The 17026-nt window shown below is 70.3% G+C and carries 14 protein-coding genes; 3 read left to right on the top strand and 11 right to left on the bottom strand.

Annotation, left to right across the window (positions count from 1 at the left end; all coding sequences use genetic code 11):
• Positions 1 to 49 precede the first annotated feature (49 nt).
• The 8 genes from ACWEOZ_RS40445 to ACWEOZ_RS40410 form a co-directional block, all read right to left on the bottom strand.
• Positions 50 to 1072 carry an ABC transporter ATP-binding protein gene (locus ACWEOZ_RS40445; RefSeq protein WP_451915972.1) on the bottom strand — a complete coding sequence of 341 codons (1023 nt, stop codon included), beginning with the start codon at positions 1070 to 1072 and terminating at the stop codon, positions 50 to 52.
• The gene (locus ACWEOZ_RS40440; RefSeq protein ID WP_451915971.1) at positions 1065 to 2099 is read right to left on the bottom strand and encodes an ABC transporter ATP-binding protein; all 1035 of its coding nucleotides are present in this window, start codon (positions 2097 to 2099) and stop codon (positions 1065 to 1067) included. Before ACWEOZ_RS40440 ends, ACWEOZ_RS40445 begins: the two co-directional genes overlap by 8 nt.
• An 8-nt stretch (positions 2100 to 2107) precedes the next feature.
• Positions 2108 to 3076 carry an ABC transporter permease gene (locus ACWEOZ_RS40435; RefSeq protein ID WP_451915976.1) on the bottom strand — a complete coding sequence of 323 codons (969 nt, stop codon included), beginning with the start codon at positions 3074 to 3076 and terminating at the stop codon, positions 2108 to 2110.
• Positions 3077 to 3083: 7 nt separating this feature from the next.
• Positions 3084 to 4010, bottom strand: coding sequence for an ABC transporter permease (locus ACWEOZ_RS40430; RefSeq protein ID WP_451915970.1), 927 nt, complete (start codon positions 4008 to 4010; stop codon positions 3084 to 3086).
• A 155-nt stretch (positions 4011 to 4165) separates the two neighbouring features.
• Positions 4166 to 5779 (bottom strand): peptide ABC transporter substrate-binding protein, encoded by a 1614-nt coding sequence (locus ACWEOZ_RS40425; RefSeq protein ID WP_451915969.1) that lies wholly within the window; start codon positions 5777 to 5779, stop codon positions 4166 to 4168.
• Between the two features lie 447 nt (positions 5780 to 6226).
• Positions 6227 to 7861, bottom strand: coding sequence for a peptide ABC transporter substrate-binding protein (locus ACWEOZ_RS40420; protein WP_451915968.1), 1635 nt, complete (start codon positions 7859 to 7861; stop codon positions 6227 to 6229).
• Between the two features lie 14 nt (positions 7862 to 7875).
• On the bottom strand, positions 7876 to 8541 hold the full coding sequence (locus tag ACWEOZ_RS40415; RefSeq protein WP_212986720.1) for a response regulator: 666 nt from the start codon (positions 8539 to 8541) through the stop codon (positions 7876 to 7878).
• Positions 8538 to 9767, bottom strand: a complete 1230-nt coding sequence (locus ACWEOZ_RS40410; RefSeq protein ID WP_451915975.1) for an ATP-binding protein — start codon at positions 9765 to 9767, stop codon at positions 8538 to 8540. Before ACWEOZ_RS40410 ends, ACWEOZ_RS40415 begins: the two co-directional genes overlap by 4 nt.
• Before the next feature lie 211 nt (positions 9768 to 9978).
• Here ACWEOZ_RS40410 and ACWEOZ_RS40405 point away from each other — a divergent pair, with 211 nt between their 5' ends.
• The 3 genes from ACWEOZ_RS40405 to ACWEOZ_RS40395 all read left to right on the top strand — a co-directional run bounded on the left by ACWEOZ_RS40405 (position 9979) and on the right by ACWEOZ_RS40395 (position 13766).
• Positions 9979 to 11691, top strand: coding sequence for a PspC domain-containing protein (locus ACWEOZ_RS40405; protein WP_451915967.1), 1713 nt, complete (start codon positions 9979 to 9981; stop codon positions 11689 to 11691).
• On the top strand, positions 11688 to 12416 hold the full coding sequence (locus tag ACWEOZ_RS40400; RefSeq protein ID WP_451915966.1) for a hypothetical protein: 729 nt from the start codon (positions 11688 to 11690) through the stop codon (positions 12414 to 12416). Before ACWEOZ_RS40405 ends, ACWEOZ_RS40400 begins: the two co-directional genes overlap by 4 nt.
• Before the next feature lie 105 nt (positions 12417 to 12521).
• Entirely contained in the window at positions 12522 to 13766 is a 1245-nt protein-coding gene (locus tag ACWEOZ_RS40395; protein ID WP_451915965.1) for a phosphatidylserine decarboxylase, read from the top strand.
• A gap of 54 nt (positions 13767 to 13820) precedes the next feature.
• Here ACWEOZ_RS40395 and ACWEOZ_RS40390 read toward each other — a convergent pair whose 3' ends face one another.
• From ACWEOZ_RS40390 to ACWEOZ_RS40380, 3 genes are all read right to left on the bottom strand, one after another.
• Positions 13821 to 14801 (bottom strand): CDP-alcohol phosphatidyltransferase family protein, encoded by a 981-nt coding sequence (locus ACWEOZ_RS40390; RefSeq protein ID WP_451915964.1) that lies wholly within the window; start codon positions 14799 to 14801, stop codon positions 13821 to 13823.
• A gap of 257 nt (positions 14802 to 15058) precedes the next feature.
• The gene (locus tag ACWEOZ_RS40385; RefSeq protein ID WP_451915963.1) at positions 15059 to 15964 is read right to left on the bottom strand and encodes an NUDIX domain-containing protein; all 906 of its coding nucleotides are present in this window, start codon (positions 15962 to 15964) and stop codon (positions 15059 to 15061) included.
• A 5-nt stretch (positions 15965 to 15969) separates the two neighbouring features.
• A complete protein-coding gene (locus ACWEOZ_RS40380) occupies positions 15970 to 16917 on the bottom strand; it encodes an NUDIX hydrolase (RefSeq protein ID WP_451915962.1) in 948 nt (315 codons plus the stop codon).
• Between the last annotated feature and the right edge of the window lie 109 nt (positions 16918 to 17026).

Raw genomic sequence — 17026 nt, 5'->3', positions numbered from 1 at the left:
CCGTGGTCCTCGGTCGAGGACCACGGCGGCGCGCATCAGCTGAGCCGGGTCAGAGCGCCCCGGCCTCGTGGGTCACCACGATCTCGCGCTCCTCGGCGAAGTGGCAGGCACTCGGGTGATCCGTGCCCGGCCGCTCCACCAGCTCCGGAACCTTCTCGGCGCAGATGTCCTGAGCCTTCCAGCACCGCGTACGGAACCGGCATCCCGACGGCGGATTCGCCGGGCTCGGCACGTCGCCGGTGAGCCGGATGATCGCCTTCGTGCTGCGGCTGTTCGGGTCCGGCACCGGCACCGCGGACAGCAGGGCCTGCGTGTACGGGTGCGTCGGCCGCTCGTAGATCTCGTCCTCGGTGCCGATCTCGACGATCTTGCCGAGGTACATCACCGCGACGCGGTCGGACAGGTGCCGGACCACCGACAGGTCGTGGGCGATGAAGATGTACGCCAGGCCCAGCTCCTTCTGGAGGCTGTCCAGCAGGTTCATCACCTGGGCCTGGATCGACACGTCGAGCGCGCTGACCGGCTCGTCGCAGACGATGATCTCCGGCCGCAGGGCGAGCGCGCGGGCGATGCCGATGCGCTGGCGCTGACCACCGGAGAACTGGTGCGGGTAACGGTTGATGTGCTCGGGGTTGAGCCCGACCACCTCCAGCAGCTCCTGCACCTTCTTGCGACGGCTGCCCTTGGGCGCGACGTCGGTGTGGATCTCGAACGGCTCCCCGATCAGGTCACCGACCGTCATCCGGGGGTTGAGCGAGGTGTACGGGTCCTGCATGACGAGCTGGATCTGGCGCCGCAGCTTGCGCATCTCGCCGCCGCCCATCGTGAACATGTCACGACCGCGGTACTCGACCGAGCCACTGGTGGGCCGTTCGAGGTTCATCAGCACCCGGGCGAGCGTCGACTTGCCGCAGCCCGACTCGCCCACGATGCCCAGCGTCTCGCCCTGCTTGAGGCTGAACGACACGCCGTCCACGGCCTGGACCTGGCCGATGGTCTTGCGGAACACCACGCCCCGGGTGACCGGATAGTGCTTGGCGACGTTCTTGGCCTCGAGAATGGTCTCACTCACCGCGCAGAACCTCCTCGGCGAAGTGGCAGGCGCTGCCCCGCGCCGGTGCCACCACGCGCAGTGGGGGAACCTTCTCGACGCAGACGGGCTGTGCCTTGGGGCAGCGGGGGTGGAACGGACAGCCCGGCGGGATCCGCATCAGGTTCGGCGGCAGCCCCTTGATGGTGCGGAGCTCCTGGCCCTTCTCGTCGATCCGGGGGATCGAGTTGAGCAGACCCACCGTGTACGGGTGCGCCGGCCGTGCGTACAGGTCGTGCACGTTGGCTTCCTCGACGATGCGGCCGGCGTACATGACCGCGATGCGGTCGGCCACGTCGGCCACGACGCCCAGGTCGTGCGTGATCAGGATGAGCCCCATCTGCCGCTCACGCTGCAGGTCGGCCAGCAGGTCCATGATCTGGGCCTGCACGGTCACGTCCAGCGCGGTGGTCGGCTCGTCGGCGATGAGCACCTCGGGGTCGAGGGCCAGCGACATCGCGATCATGACGCGCTGCCGCATGCCACCGGAGAACTGGTGCGGGTACTCGGTCACCCGCTGCTTCGCGTTGGGGATCTTGACCTGGTCGAGCAGCTCGATCGACCGCTTCTTGGCCTCGGCGCGGCTCAGCCCCTTACGGATGCGGAACTGCTCGCCGATCTGGAAGCCCACGGTGAAGACCGGATTGAGAGCCGACAGCGCGTCCTGGAACACCATGGCGATGCCATGGCCGCGAATCTTGCGCCGGCCCTCTTCCGACATGCTCAGCATGTCCTTGCCGTGGAAGCGGATCTGACCGCCGGAGACGTGCCCCGGCGGCTGGTCCAGGATGCCCATGATGGTCTGGGCGGTCACGCTCTTGCCGGAACCCGACTCGCCCAGCACCGCCAGCGTCTCGCCGGCGTCGACGTGGAACGAGACGCCGTTGATGGCCTTGGCGACGCCCTCGCGGGTGCGGAACTCGACGTGCAGATCCTCGACCTCGAGGAGCCGGCCGCTGGGACGGCCGGTCGTCGAGAAATCGGGATCGGTGATGACAACTTCGGACACGGTGGCTCCTACCGCATTTTCGGGTCGAGGGCCTCGCGCACGGCCTCGCCCAGCATCACGAAGCTGAGCACGGCGGTCACGAGGAAGGCGGCGGGGAACAGCAGCAGATACAGCGAGACGCGGATGTAGTTCTGGGACTCGTTGATCATGACGCCCCAGGACACCACCGGCGACTGCAGACCCACGCCGAGGAACGACAGCGTCGCCTCCGCACCGATGAAGGAACCCACCAGGATCGTGGAGTAGACCAGGAGCGGGGCCAGGCAGTTCGGGATCAGGTGCTTGAACACGATCCGCAGGTTGCTGGCACCCAGGGCCCGGGCCGCCACGATGTAGTCGGCCTCCTTGGTGGCCAGCACCGACGACCGCATGATCCGCATCGAGACCGGCCAGCTCAACAGGACCAGCGACGCGACCACCAGCATGATGATCTGGAACTCGCCGCGGTTGGCCCCCGGCGGGTTGAACGAGAACAGGATGACGATGGCGCCGAGCACGAACGGCAGACCGAAGAAGATGTCGGCGACCCGGGAGAGGACGGCGTCGAACCAGCCGCCGCGGAAGCCGGCGACCACGCCGACCAGGCCACCGATCAGCACGGTGCCGACGGTCGACAGCACCGCCACCATGATCGAGGCGCGGGCACCGTGGATGACCCGGGCGTACACGTCACGGCCCTGCACGTCGTAGCCGAACCAGGCGTCGGCGGACGGGCCGACGCGGCTGCGCGACAGGGTGCCGTAACTCGGATCCGCCGAGGTGAACAGCGACGGGAACGCCGCCATCACCAGGAACAGCACGATGAAGAAGGCGGAGATCCAGAACAGCGGCTTACGGCGCAGATCACGCCACGCGTCGCCCAGAAGGCCGCGGGGCTTGTCGGCCCGCTGGTTCTCCGGCAGTCCCGCATCCGTGGGGGCGGTTCCCCCAGGCGCGGTGGGTTGCTCGGCTCGTGGTGTGGTGACCATCGAGCTCATGGTCGGATCACTCATAGCGGATCCTCGGGTCCAGGAGGGCGTACAGCATGTCGACCAGCAGGTTCATCACCAGGTAGACGAGCACCAGGATGACAACGATGGAGACCACCGTAGCGCCTTCCTTGGTCACGATGGCCCGGTAGACTTCTCGTCCGATTCCGTTGATACCGAAGATGCCCTCGGTGACGATCGCGCCACCCATCAGGGCACCGAGGTCGGTGCCGAGGAACGTGACGACCGGGATCAACGAGTTGCGCAGCAGGTGCACACCGACCACCCGCCGCATCGGCAGGCCCTTCGCGATGGCGGTACGCACGTAGTCGGCGCTCCGGTTCTCCGCGATGCTCGTGCGGGCCAGGCGGGCGACGTACGCCATCGACACACTGCCCAGCACGAAGCCGGGGATGAGCAGCTCGGTGAACGACGGCGGGTTGGAGACCGTGGGCTTGATGACGCCCCACTGGACGCCGAACAGGTACTGCAGCACGAAGCCGGTGACGAAGGTCGGCAGCGCGATGAGGAAGAGCGTGGAGACCAGGACCAGGTTGTCCAGGAATCCGTTGCGCCGGAGACCGGTCAGCACGCCGGCGGTGAGGCCGATGATCGCCTCCACGGCCAGGGCGACGAAGGCCAGCTTGATGGTGTTCGGGTACGCCGCCGCGATGAGGTCGTTGATCGAACGACCACCGAAGGTCGAACCGAAGTCACCCTGCAGCAGGTTCTTCATGTACGTGAAGTACTGCACGTACAAGGGCTTGTCGAGGTTGAACTTCTCCGTCATGATCCGGACGTAGTTCGCCGGGCACGGACGGTCACCACACTTGCCCGCGAAGGGATCGCCGGGGACGGACCAGACGAGCCAGTAGATGAGGAAAGTGGTGCCCAGGAAAACGGGGACTAGCTGAAGTAACCGTCTGACGATGTAACGGCCCATAGGTCCTCCCAGAGACGGGCGCTTGTGGCGCCCCGTGCGGATGTGGGCGCTCGTGTTGCCCAGTGTGTACCAGTAGGCGTCGCGACGCCTCTCACGAACCGACTCAGGTCCGGCTCCCTGAGTGCGGAGCCGGACCTGAGACGGGAAAGCTACGCCTACGCCATCTCGACCGAGGACAGGTCGATCTCGCCGACGTTGCTGGTGTTGACGTTCTTCACCTTGTCGGAGGTGCCCGACTGCTGGTTCGAGAAGTAGATCGGCATGGTCGGCACGTCCTGGTCGATCAGCTTCACCGCCTCCGCGAACTTGGCGTGGGCCGTCTCGATGTCGGCCGCCGCGGTGCCCTCCTTGTAGAGAGCGTCCACCTTCGGGTTGCTGTAGCTACCGTCGTTCGACGAGCCGCCGGTCACGTACAGCGGACCGATCCAGTTCTCGACGTCCGGGTAGTCCTGCTGCCAACCGGCGCGGTACGGGCCCTTCATCTGCTTGGCGTTGATGCCCTGGCGGAAGACGGCGAAGGTCGGGACGCCCTCGGCGCGGACACTGATGCCCAGCACGTTCTTGATGCTCTGCGCGACGGCCTCCATCCACTCCTTGTGGCTGGCGTCCGCGTTGTAGTAGAGCACCATGTCACCGGTGAAGCCGCCGGCCTTGGCCAGGTCGGCCTTGGCACCCTCGGGGTCGAACTTGCACGCGGTGCAGTTGCCGGCCTGGTTGCCCGGGGTCAGCGGGTTCGCCCAGCTGTCGGCGGGGGTCCGGGAGTTGAAGAAGATCTTCTCGGTGATCTCCTGGCGGTTGATCGCCTTGGAGACCGCCCGGCGCAGGTCAGGGTTCTGGAAGCGCTTGTCGTACAGCGGGAAGGCGATGATGCCGGTGACCGGGGTGGGCACGTTGAGCGCGCGGTCACCGAGGTCCGACTTCCACTTGTCGCCGGCGAGCGCCGAGACCGGGATCTGCTGCTGGAAGTCCAGGTTGCCGGACTGCAGGTCGGCGTACGCGGCCGTGTCCTGCTGGTACATCTTGACCGTGACGTCCTTGATCTTGACCTTGTCGTCGAGCGTGTAGTCGTCGAACCGGGTCAGCTTGATCTCGACGTTGTCGGTCCAGGAGACGAACTTCACCGGGCCGTTGCCGATCGGCTTCTTGCCGAACTCCTCGGCCTTCTGGGTGAAGAAGACGTCGGGCAGCGGCATGAAGGCGCTGTAGCCGAGCTTCGTCGGGAAGATCGAGAACGGCGTGGACAGCGTGACGGTGAAGTTGTAGTCGTCGACAACCTTCAGGCCGGACATGGTCTTGGCCTTGGGCTCCGGCGCCTTCTTCGGGCCGTCGTCGTCCGGGTCGGCGGTGTTGACGTCCGCGAAGCCGGCGATGTCGCTGAAGAAGCTGGAGTTCTGCGCACCGTTGGGCGAGTACGCCGCCCAGTTCCAGGCGTCGACGAAGTTCTTCGCCTTGACCTCGGTGCCGTCGTGGAACTTGGTGCCCTGCTTCAAGGTGATGTTGTAGACCTTGGAGTCGGTCGTCTTGATCGACTGGGCCACGGCGTTGACCGGGGCGCTGCCGTCGTTGGGGTAGCTGACCAGACCGGTCCACATGAAGTCGATGATCTTGCCGCCACCGGTTTCGGTGGTGTTGGCCGGAACCAGGCCGACCTCGGGCTGGGTGCCGTCGATCGTGATGGCACCGTTCGCTGTATCGCCGCCGGCCTTGTCGGTGTCGCTGTCGTCGCCACCGCTGCAGCCGGCCGCCGCGAGCGCAACGGCCGCGGTCATAGCGACCAGCCTTGCCCGCTTCGAGACTCTCATGGTTGGGGGCCTCCTCTTGTGCATATCTGGTGATCACATCTGGATCACCCGCCTGCTCGCAGCCCCCGATCGGCGGTCGCCGATCTGGTGCGGCAGGAAGTCGGAACTTCTGACACCTGACTACATCGCCTGTCAACCACGACGGCCGAACGACGACAGCCCCGGAGCTCGCGCACAGAGCACCGCCGTCGACAGCGTTCTGCTTGAGCTCCCGGCGGCTCACCACAGGCGCGTGAGGCCGAAGCAACTCTGACACCTGCCGCCCCAGCACCGAAAGACGTGTTATCAATCCGATACGGGCCCAGGATATGTGCAAATGCGCAGCGCAGAGGCGATTACCGCACAAATGATCCAGCACAAACCGGGCGGTTCGCCACCCTTCACCGCGCGCACCGCGGCACGGCCGGACGAAAGTCAGTTGACGAACTCGACACTCAGCACATCGATGCGCTGCGCGGAGTCGATCGACACGTTCCTGACGCGTTCGGAGTGCCCGAAGAGGTTCTGCCCGAAACGCAGGGGGATGACAGGCATGTCCTGCGCCAGGAGGTCTTCCGCCTCCTGCCACTTCTTGACCGCCTCAGCCTGCTTCGGCGCCTTGGAGCCCTCGGCCAGCAGGCTGTCGAAGGCGGGGTTGCTGTAACCGTAGAGATTCGCCGAGCCGTTGGTCGCGTACAGCGGGGAGAGGTAGCTCTCCAGCAACGGGTAGTCCATCGTCCAGCTCAACCGGATCAGGCCGACGGGCTGCCGCTTCTCGACCCGGCCCAGCAGTGCGGAAAGGTCGTCCTGCCCGGCTCCGGTGCACTTGACGCCCAGCGACGCGGTGAGCTGCCGGCACACGACGTCGACCCAGCTCCGCGGGCCGCTGTCCCGGCTGTACGAGATCGTGATGGCGGCGGGACCACCGGCCGCCTTGTACATCTCCTTGGCCCGCGCGGGGTCGTACCGGCAGTACTCCGCGCAGGAGTCGGCCCGGTAGCCGGGGACCACCGGCGACACGAACGCGGTCGCGGCGGTCTCGGTCCCGTGGAAGACCTCGTCGACGACCTCCTGGCGGTTGATCGCCAGGGAGAGCGCCCGGCGCACCTCCGGCTCGGCGAAGTCCGGCTGGAAGATCGGGAAGCCGAGGAACGTGAAGGTGGAATTCGGACTCTTCCGCAGGCGCTCCCCGAGGTCCTCGGTGGCCTTGTCGAACAACTCGAGCGGAATGCGGGTCTGCACGTCGATGTCGCCGTCGACCAGATCGGCGTACTCGTCGCGGGCGTCGTCATAGATCTTCCACAGCAGGCCGTCCACTTTGGGCCCGGGACCCGCGTAACCGGGCGCCTTCTCCATCAGGATCCGGCTGCCGCGCTCCCATCCGCCCTTCATCCTGAACGGCCCGTTGCCGACGACCGCGTTCTCGAAAGCGCCGGCGATGACTCCCGGCGCGGAGAAGGCCGCCTTGGGCAACGGATAGAAGGCCACGTCGTTCAGCAGAGCGGCGAAGCCCGCGAACGGCGCCGACAGGGTCACGGTGAACGAGGTGTCACCGACCTTCTTCAGACCCCGCAAGGTCTTCGCCTGCGGATCCGCGGCTTGCTGCGGACCGGAGTCGCCGTCGGGGTCGCGCACCTGCAGATCCGCGTACCCGTCGATGCGGTCGTAGTAAGAGGTGGCGCTCTGGTGGTTCGGACCGTACGCGCCGTAGTTCCAGGCGTCGAGATAGCTGTCCGCGGTGACCGGCTCGCCGTTGCTGAACGTGAGCCCCGGCTTCAGCTTGACCGTCCAGATCCGGGCCGTCGGATCAGCCTTGACCGACTGCGCGGCGGCCGGGACCGGGGTGCTGCGCGCGTCGAAGGTGACCAGCGGCTGGAACAGCGCGGCCAGCACCTGCTTGCCGCTCACGTCCACGGTGTCGCTCGGGATCAGATGTCCCGGCTCGGTGATGCCGATGACCACCGTCCGGTCGGGCACGTCCTCGTCCGGGCCATGGTCCGTGCAGCCGTACGCCGACAGGACGAGGGCGACTGCCGCAGCCGCCACCAGCCGTGGGGCCTTGCGGACCATGGTGCGGAACTCCTTCAGACGAGCCGGCGGTCAGCCGCCCAGCGTGACAACTCGTACCGGTTCGACATCTGCAGCTTGCGCAGAACGTTCGACACGTGAGTTTCCACAGTCTTGATGGAGATGTACAGCTCCTTGGCGATCTCTTTGTAGGCGTACCCGCGCGCCAGCAGCCGCAGCACCTCGCGCTCGCGGTTGGTGAGCTGGTCGAGCTCGGGATCGGCCACCGGGACGTCCGGGCGTGACGCGAACGCGTCCAGCACGAAGCCGGCCAGCCGCGGGCTGAACACCGCGTCGCCGTCGGCCACCCGCCGGATCGCCGCGGCCAGCTCGTCGGGTGAGATCGTCTTGGTCACGTACCCGCGGGCGCCGGCCCGGATCAGGCCGATCACGTCCTCGGCCGCGTCGGAGACCGACAGGGCGAGAAACTTCACCTGCGGATGGGTACGCCGCATGGCGTCCAGCACCGCCCGTCCCCCACCGTCGGGCATGTGCACGTCGAGCAGCACCACGTCCGGAGTCGTCGCGGCGATCCGGGCCACGGCCTCGGCCACCGTGCTCGCCTCGCCCACCACCTCGACGTGGGCACCGAGCTCGGCGCGGACGCCGGCCCGGAACATGGCGTGGTCGTCCACGAGGAAAACGGTCAGCCGCCGGTTCTCCTCGGCTACAGGCTCGGTCATCGTGCTGTCTCCTTTCCGGCGGTGACGCTCTCCCGGGAAACCGGCAGCGTCAGGCGTACCTCGGTGCCGTCCCCGGGGGCGCTGCGGATCTCGGCCTTGCCGCCGTGCCGCCGCATCCGCCCGATGATCGAACCGCGTACCCCGTGTCTCGTATCTTCCACCGCCGTCAACTCGAAGCCGGCGCCGCGGTCGCGGACGAACACGCTCAGCTCCTCGGCCTCCACCTCCGCGTAGAGCGAGACGGTCTGCACGCCGGCGTGCCGGGCCGCGTTGACCAGCGCCTCGCGCGCGGCGGCGACCAGCGCGGCCACCGACTCGTCGCACTGGGTGTCGCCCACCACCACGGTCTCGACCGAGATCGCGTACGTGTCCTCGACCTCGGCCGCGGCCTGCTCGAGGGCCGCGGCGAACCGCTCGGTGGGTGAGGCGCTCGGCTTGTACAGCCAGTTGCGCAGGCTGCGCTCCTGGCCCCGGGCCAGCCGCTGCACCTCCTTGATGTCCGCGGAGTTGCGCTGGATCAGCGCCAGGGTGTGCAGCACCTGGTCGTGGATCATGGCCGCGACCTCGGCGCGCTCCTGCTCCCGGATGCGGCCCTCGCGCTCGGAACGGAGCTGGCTGAACGTGCGCCAGAGCAACGGGGCGACCACCACGCCGACCCCCAGCAGGCCGACCAGCGCGAAGATCACCCCGTTGAAGACGGCGCTGAGGTTGCCGGCCGGGGCGTACACCGCGAGGATGCCGATCACGCCGGTCGCGACCAGGACCCCGCCGCCGATGAAGCGGAAGATGAACGAGCGGCGGTCGCTCTCGGCCACCACCGCGGCGAGCCAGGGTGCCTGCGGGCTCGCGTCGGCCCACTGGCCGCGGCGGGTCGGATCAGACTGGTGCCAGATCACGCCCGCGCCGACCGCGGTGACCGCGATGAGCCAGCCCGCCGTACCGGCCACGCCGTTGTCCCCGAAGAGCAGGCCCTGCAGCAGGATGACGCCCAGGCCGATCGCGCCGAACGGGAGCAGCAGCGCGAGGTCGCGGCGGGTGCGGCCGGCACCGGTGGACAGCTGCTGCGGCAGGACCGCCCAGAAGACCGCGTAGAGCAGCAGGCCCAGGCCGTTGAAGCTGAGCAGGACGACCAGGGCGATGCGGACCGCGGTCACCGGGATGCCCAGATGGCGCGCCAGACCGGACGCGACACCGGCGATGACCCGGTGGTCGCGCGGCCGGTACAGCCGGCGCGGTGTCGGGGGTAGTGCGGTGGCGGTGATCGCTCCTCCTCCAGCTCAGGGCGCGGCGTGCGCTGCGGCCTGTTCGATCGTCACACGGCCGGGGGGTCGCGGGCCACGGGGAAACTCCCCCATCACCGGCACCCCCGGATCTCAGGGTGGTGTCAGGGTCGCCGCCTGAGGCGGTTCGGGTCGCCGGACCGCCAGTATCGAAGCCATGACCGACGAAGCTGCCCAGTCCCGCGAAGCTGCCGGGTCGTCGCAGGACGCTCCGGCACCTTCGGCTGTCCCGCCTCCGGCGCCGGCTCCCGCTGCGGCCGCGTCCGACCTGCCACCGGCCTACGAGCCTCCGGCACCGGGCGCCCCGCCGGCGGCCGACCCGCCCCCGCCTCCCGCCGGCGCTGTCCCGCCGCCCGGAGCTGTCCCGCCGCCCGGTGGAACGCCGCCTCCGGGTGGGCAGCCGCCGCCCGGTGCGACCCCGCCGCCGTGGTTCGGTGCACCCGACAGCGGGCCCACGTTCGCCCGCGAGAAGCTGATCCGGCCCACCCGGGGCCGCTACGTCGCCGGCGTCTCCGGTGCCATCGCCAACGCCACCAACACCGACCCGGTGCTCTGGCGGGTGCTGCTGGCCGTGCTGGGCTTCTTCGGCGGGGTCGGCGTGCTGATCTACCTGGTCGGCTGGCTGCTGATCCCGGCCGAGGGCGACACCGCCTCCCCGATCGAGTCCCTGCTGGGCCGCGGCCGTTCGGCGACCGCCCCGCTGTCGATCGTGCTCCTGGGCGGAGCGGCCGCGCTGACCTTCGCGTTCATCGTCCGCGACGGCTTCCGCGCCACCCTGCTCGCGGCGGCGGTGCTGGTCTGCGGCGGGCTGCTGCTCAGACGCAACAACCGGGCGAACGCCACCACCCCCGCACCGGGTTTCCCTCCGATGCCCGGAGCCACCCCGGCGCCGGAATCCGCGCCGGCCAGCGCCTGGTCGGCTGCCCCGGCGGCTGATCCGGCCCCGTTTCCCCCGGCCACGCCGCCCGCACCCACGCCTCCGCCGGCCCCGGCCGCTGCGGACGCGCCCCGCACGACCCCGTTCCCGGCCGCGGCCGCACCGGCCCGCGAACCGGTGACCACCCCGCTGCCGCCCACCCCGCCCAACTACACCCAGGGGGCTTACGTGCCACCGAGCACCGCCTACGCGCCGCCCCGGCCGCCCGAGTTCGGGCCGCCGCCCGGTGGCTACCGCCCGCCGTTCGCCCCGCACGGGCCGTGGGCCCAGGGCAGCCACCACAGGGTGACCCCGCCGGCCCCGCCGCGGCCCCCGCGCCCGCCGAAGCAGCGCCGCGAGCGTTCCAAGCTCGGCCGGATCACGTTCTTCATGATCGTGGTTGTCATGGGCGTGCTGGCCCTGATCGACCTGTCCGGCGTCGACGTCTCCGTCTCGGCCTACTTCGCCGCCGCGCTGACCACGATCGGCCTGGGCCTGGTCGTCGGCGCCTGGTTCGGCCGGGCCCGCGGTCTCATCGCCCTCGCCCTGCTGGCCTGCCTCGGCCTGGCCGTCTCCAGCGGCGCCGAGACCTGGGGCGGCGAGCTGGGCAACAGCACCTACCGGCCCAAGACCATCACCGCGGTCGCGGACCGCTACGACTTCACCATCGGTACGGCGACCCTGGACCTGCGCGCCGTCGACTTCACCGGCAAGAGCCAGGCCACCACCGTCGCGATGAAGGTCGGCCAGATGAAGATCCTGCTGCCGGACAACGTCGACACCACCACCTCGGTGCGGATGGACGGCGGCCGGGCCCGGATCTTCGGCCGCGAATGGGACGGCAAGGAACTCGGCTCGCAGGAGGTCACCGACCTGGGATCGGACGGTGCCGGTGGCGGCACCCTGCGACTGACCATCGAACTGAACACCGGTGACCTGGAGGTGACCCGATGAGGCCGCACCGTACCGACGGCATCTCGCTGAGTTTCGGGCTGCTCTTCCTGCTCGTCGCCGCCTGGTGGGCGATCGCGCAGATCGTGACCGTCCGGCTGCCCGCCGCGGGCTGGCTGGTGGCCGGCGCCCTGATCATGTTCGGCGCGATCGGGCTGCTCGGCGCGATCCGCTCCGGCCGGCGCACCGAGGTGCCCGCTCCGGTGCAGGCCGAGGCCCAGGTGGAGACGCCGGGCGACCTGCCGCCGGAGTTGCACGCGGACATCGTCCGGGAGTTGCTGGACAACCCGGCGGACCGGGTCGACCTGCACCCGGCGTACCTGAAGCACCCGGTCCCGGACCCGGCGACGACCACCCACCCGGCCTCGGCACCGCCCGCGGCCCCCACCTCCGCAGCGCCGTCATCCGCGCCGCCGTCATCCGCGCCCCCCGCCTTCGCACCGCCCGCAGCCTCCGCGCCGGCACCGCCGGCCGCGCCCGCTGCGGCACCGCCGGCGCCCGGGAGCGCGGACCCGGCCGGCGATGAGCCGACCGCAACGGTCCCGGTGGCGACCGGGACGGCCGAGGAGCCCACGGCTCCGCTGCCACCGGCCAGCAGTGCCGCCGAGGCCGGGGACGAGCCGACCACCGAGGTCACCCGGGTGGATCTCGGCCGGAAGACGGACCGCGAGGTGCAGCCCGGCGAGGGCACGGACCGGGATCAGGACGGCGCGCCCCGGCGCGGCTGACGCGGCACGCCGGTCGCGGGTCACACCAACGGGTGGGGCCCGCGACCGGCGCAATATGCTCTCCGAGCAGAGGAAATCCCGACAGCGCGAGGAGCCCGCACCGTCATGACGCCGTTTCCCGCCGTGTCCACCGCACCCGTGACCGGCGTCGGGCCGCGTGCCGCGCGCGCCCTCACCGCCGAGTTCGCCCGCCACAACGCCGCCACCAGCGCCCTGGTCATCGGGGCCGACCACGCGTCGACCGTGGTGGCCGCCGCCGTCGAGGCGTTGCTTCCCGGCGACACCCTGACCCTGGTCCCCGGCGAGCGCAGCACCACTGAGCTGCTGCGGGACCACATCACCGGGCTGGGCAGCTGGATCGCCGACCGGGTCCGGATCGTCGACTCGCTCGCCGAGGCCGACCCGGTCGACGTGGTCATCCTGGGCGAGCCGCTCACCGGCACCGCCGAGGAGGCCCGGGCGGTCCTGGAGAGCCTGTCCAAGTACCTCACCGAGGGCGCTGTGGTCTCCGTGGCGACCCCGGCGGTCCCCGGACGCACCGGAGGCGCCGCCGCCGAGCTTTTCCGGCAGAGCGCCCTGTTCGGGGTCGGCACCGACCTGGTGACCCGCAACCAGCCGCCGCTGCGCGTGCACAAGCTGCGCTTCAGCCAGGCCGACACCAAGGTGGCCGCGACGCTGGCGCCGGCCTACCGGCCGTCGAGCGTGCCGGTCACCCGCTCCATGCACATCGACTCCAACGGGGTCGCGGCCGCCGGCATCGCGCTGGGCCTGGCCGGGCTCGCCCGTACGCTGCGGCCGAAGTCGAAGTTGTGGCTGCTCCCGGCTCTGGCGGCGGCTCCGGTGGCGGCGTTCTTCCGGGACCCGGAGCGCGACGTTCCCACCGAGGCGAACGCCGTCGTGGCTGCCAGTGACGGCCGGGTGCTCTCCGTGGAGCGGCTCAACGACGAGCGCCTGGGCACGGGCGAGTTCCTGCGCATCGCCGTGTTCCTGTCGGTGCTGGACGTGCACGTCAACCGGGTGCCGGTGGCCGGCCGGGTGACGGACTACTTCGTGATCGACGGTGGCTACGCCAACGCCATGACCGCGGCCGCCGAGCACAACGTGGCGGCTTACACGGTGCTGGACACCGACCACGGCACCGTCGTGGTGGCCCAGCGCACCGGCCTGATCGCCCGGCGGATCGTGCAGCGGACCCCGGTCGGCACCCTGGTGGCCAAGGGTGAGCGGATGGGCCTGATCCGGTTCGGGTCCCGCACGGACGTCTACCTGCCGGCGGACCGCGCCGAGGCGGTCGTCGCGGTGGGTGACAAGGTCATCGGCGCGAGCTCGGTCATCGCCCGCTGGAAGTGATACCACGCAAAAGGGCCGGCCCGTACGGGCCGGCCCTTTTCACGTCTTACCGGATCAAATCCGCTTGGCGCGCATCCACATCAGGGGACCGCTGAGCACGTACGCCCCCACGAGCAGCACGAACGTCAGCCGCGGGTCCACCAGCGCGCCCACGATCGGCAACAGCCACAGCCACAGCGGCAGCTTCACGAGCCGGGCCAGCTTCGCGTACGGGAAGCTGGACACCATCGCGAACGCCAGCAGCGCCACGCCGCCCAGCACCGCGATGCCCGGCAGCGGCAGCTCGATGAGCACCGTCACCGCCAGCACCGCCGCCACCAGGGTGGTCGGCACGCCGGAGAAGAACTTGCCGTCCTTGGGCGAGACGTTGAAGCGGGCCAGCCGGATCGCGGCGCAGCCGGCCACGAGCATGCAGGCGACGGCCGCGACGGCGGTCGGCACGGTGTGCGACAGCGCGGCGTAGACCACGACGGGCGCGGCCAGGCCGAACGAACACATGTCGGCCAGCGAGTCCATCTGCGCGCCGAACGGGCTGGAGACACCCAGCCGGCGGGCCAGGGCGCCGTCGAGCCCGTCGAAGCCGACACAGGCCACCAGGCAGGCCGCCGCGATCCGGGGGTCGCCCTGCATGGCCAGGAAGATCGCCAGCAGGCCCAGGCCGAGGCTGGCCAGGGTGCACGCATTGACGAGCGCGAAGCTGACCCGGCGGCGCAGGGTGTGCGCGCCGGGCAGCAGGGAGGCGGAGTCGGCCTCGACCACGACGGGCTGGGCCATGACCGCGGGGCCGTGGCTGCCGGAGGTGGCTACCGTACGGCCGCGGCCGTACGGGGACGGGACGAGCTCCGTGCCGGTGTAGATCACCTCGGCCCGGGTGGCGGTGGCGGCCCGCCCGGCGTCGCCGGACCTGCGCCCCACGCGCACCAACAGGGCTTGCCGGGCGAGGGTTCCGCCACGGCGCAGCCGGCCTGCCCAACGACGTCCGGCGGGACGGGGACTATCCGTCGTACGACGCCGGCGCCAAGGGGTTCTCGGCACGTGCTCCTCCATCTTGGGGTCGGGTGCCCGCCGGCTTGAGCCGTCGCGGGGTGCTGCCTCTCGCCCGTACGTCTACGGACAGTCATTTGGGCGGGTTACACAATCGCATAGCCGAGCGGTCTTGGCGATAGACCTCGCAGACCTCATCGATCGCCTTGTGCAACGACGTCCTCTGGAGTTTTCATCCTCCGACGGGCGAGGGAGGCACGCTCACTGCCTGGCCCTGTGACCAGTCTAACCGAGGCTCACCAGAGCGATCACCGATGAGCCGTTTCGGCGGCGAGCAGGGCGACCATCTCGCGGGTGACCTCGGTCAGTCGGAGATCACTGAGCGTGGCCGGATCGAACCAGTCCGCCGCGGCCGTGGAACCGCCCGCGGCCTCGACGACCTCCGGTTCGGTCGGTTCGTCCACCTGCACCCGGAACAGCACCCGGACGACGTGCCAGTCGACCGGCACCCCTTCCGGGCCCAGCGCGGCCGGGTCGTGGCGGTGCGAGGTGCCCAGCAGCCCGGTCACCCGTCCGTGTTGCCCGGTCTCCTCCAGGATCTCCCGGGCCAGCGCGGCCTCCGGCAGCTCGCCGTGGTCGGTGCCGCCGCCGGGCAGGTGCCAGAGTCCCGCGCCCGGGTAGCCCTCGGCGATCCGGGTCAGCAGGATCCGCCCTGCCGGGTCGGTGACCAGCCCGTACGCGCCGAAACGCTGACCCTTGCCGGGCGTCCGGGCGACCGCTTCGTCCGGATCATCCGGTACGTCGGAAGGGGTCCCCGCCCGCCCGAGCACCACCGCCGTGAACGGCATCAGCGGCAGGCCGGCCGGGTCGACCCAGTCGACCGACTCGGTGGTGCCCTCGGCCTCGTTGCGCAGGCTGCCGCCGACCGGCTCCACGTCGTAGATGATCCGGTCGGTGTGTTCCCACGTATCCGTCATCGGCAGCCGGAACACGTCGGCGGTCACGGAACGGAGGCCCGTCACGCGTACGGTCAGGCCCGTCTCCTCGGCGAACTCCCGGACGACCGTGTCGTCGGGGTGTTCTCCCTGCTCGACGCCGCCGCCGGGCAGGGTCCACAGCCCGGGGAACGCCGACAAGTGGGAGTTGCGGGCGAGCAGGACCCGGCCGGCGGCGTCGCGGCACAGGCCGTACGCGCCGATTCGTCTGACCTTCACACCTCTCAGGCTAGCCGCGCCGCCCGCAGTGCTTCGGCCGTCACCTCGGTCAGCTGGTCCGCCGGCAGCTGGGCGACCTCCTTGAGGGCCATCCAGCAGGCCTCGGAGGTGGAACCGCCGACGTCCTTGACGATGACCTCGGTGGGCGCGTCGACGAAGACCCGGTAGAAGGCGCGGACGCCGTGCCAGTCGATCGGGTAGCCCTCGGGGCCCAGCGAGGCCGCGTCGCGGTGGCTCGCCACCCCGAGCAGCTCGATCAGGCGGCCCTCCTGGCCGGTCTCCTCGACCAGCTCGCGGATCAGCGCGGTGCCCGGCTGCTCGCCGTAGTCGGTGCCGCCACCGGGCAGGTGCCAGCAGCCGGCACCGGGATAGCCGGGGGCGATCCGGGTGAGCAGCAGCCGGTCCTGCGGGTCGGTGGCGATCGCGTACGCCGCGAAGCGCTGCGCGCGGTGCAGCCCGTCCGGGCCGGCGACGGCGTAGAAGGACGGGAAGTCCGGCACCTCCTCGGGCCGCAGGTCGGCCGAGGCGGCGGAGAGGCCCAGGGCGGCCGCCGTGAAGGGCCGCAGGCGCAGCTTCTCGGCCTCGGCCACGGTGTGCCAGCGGGCGAGGTCGGTGGGCTGGCCGACGCGGTCGTAGAGGTTGCCGCCGCGGACGGTCACCTCGTAGATCAGGCGGTCGGTGTGGATGGTGACGCCTCGGTGCGGCAGCGACCGCATGTCGGCGAGCACATCGCGCAGGCCGCTCACGGCGACGGACAGGCCCGTCTCCGCGGCGGTCTCCCGTACGACGGTGTGGTTGGGGTCCTCGCCGTGGTCGACGGCACCGCCGGGCAGGGACCAGACGCCGGGGGTGCCCGAGCGGGTCGAGGCGCGGACGAGTAGGACGCGGCCTTGGGGATCGGTCGCGACGGCGTATGCCGCGATCCTGCGGAGCGGCTCCAGTGCGGGGGTCACGGGCGGCATCTTGCCCGGTTTATGTTACCTCCGAGGAACAACTGTCGGATTCCTGACAGGACGATAGCCCACAGTAACCGCTGATCAGGGCGGTTCTCCGCACGGAGCG

It is taken from the genome of Actinoplanes sp. NPDC004185 (assembly GCF_053603475.1).
This window is presented reverse-complemented; position numbering and strand designations above follow the sequence as displayed.

Coding starts and splice junctions, on each gene's coding strand:
- ACWEOZ_RS40435 (WP_451915976.1), bottom strand. CDS start 3,076: ATGAGCTCGATGGTCACCACACCACGAGCCGAGCAACCCACCGCGCCT.
- ACWEOZ_RS40430 (WP_451915970.1), bottom strand. CDS start 4,010: ATGGGCCGTTACATCGTCAGACGGTTACTTCAGCTAGTCCCCGTTTTC.
- ACWEOZ_RS40425 (WP_451915969.1), bottom strand. CDS start 5,779: ATGACCGCGGCCGTTGCGCTCGCGGCGGCCGGCTGCAGCGGTGGCGAC.
- ACWEOZ_RS40420 (WP_451915968.1), bottom strand. CDS start 7,861: ATGGTCCGCAAGGCCCCACGGCTGGTGGCGGCTGCGGCAGTCGCCCTC.
- ACWEOZ_RS40415 (WP_212986720.1), bottom strand. CDS start 8,541: ATGACCGAGCCTGTAGCCGAGGAGAACCGGCGGCTGACCGTTTTCCTC.
- ACWEOZ_RS40405 (WP_451915967.1), top strand. CDS start 9,979: ATGACCGACGAAGCTGCCCAGTCCCGCGAAGCTGCCGGGTCGTCGCAG.
- ACWEOZ_RS40400 (WP_451915966.1), top strand. CDS start 11,688: ATGAGGCCGCACCGTACCGACGGCATCTCGCTGAGTTTCGGGCTGCTC.
- ACWEOZ_RS40395 (WP_451915965.1), top strand. CDS start 12,522: ATGACGCCGTTTCCCGCCGTGTCCACCGCACCCGTGACCGGCGTCGGG.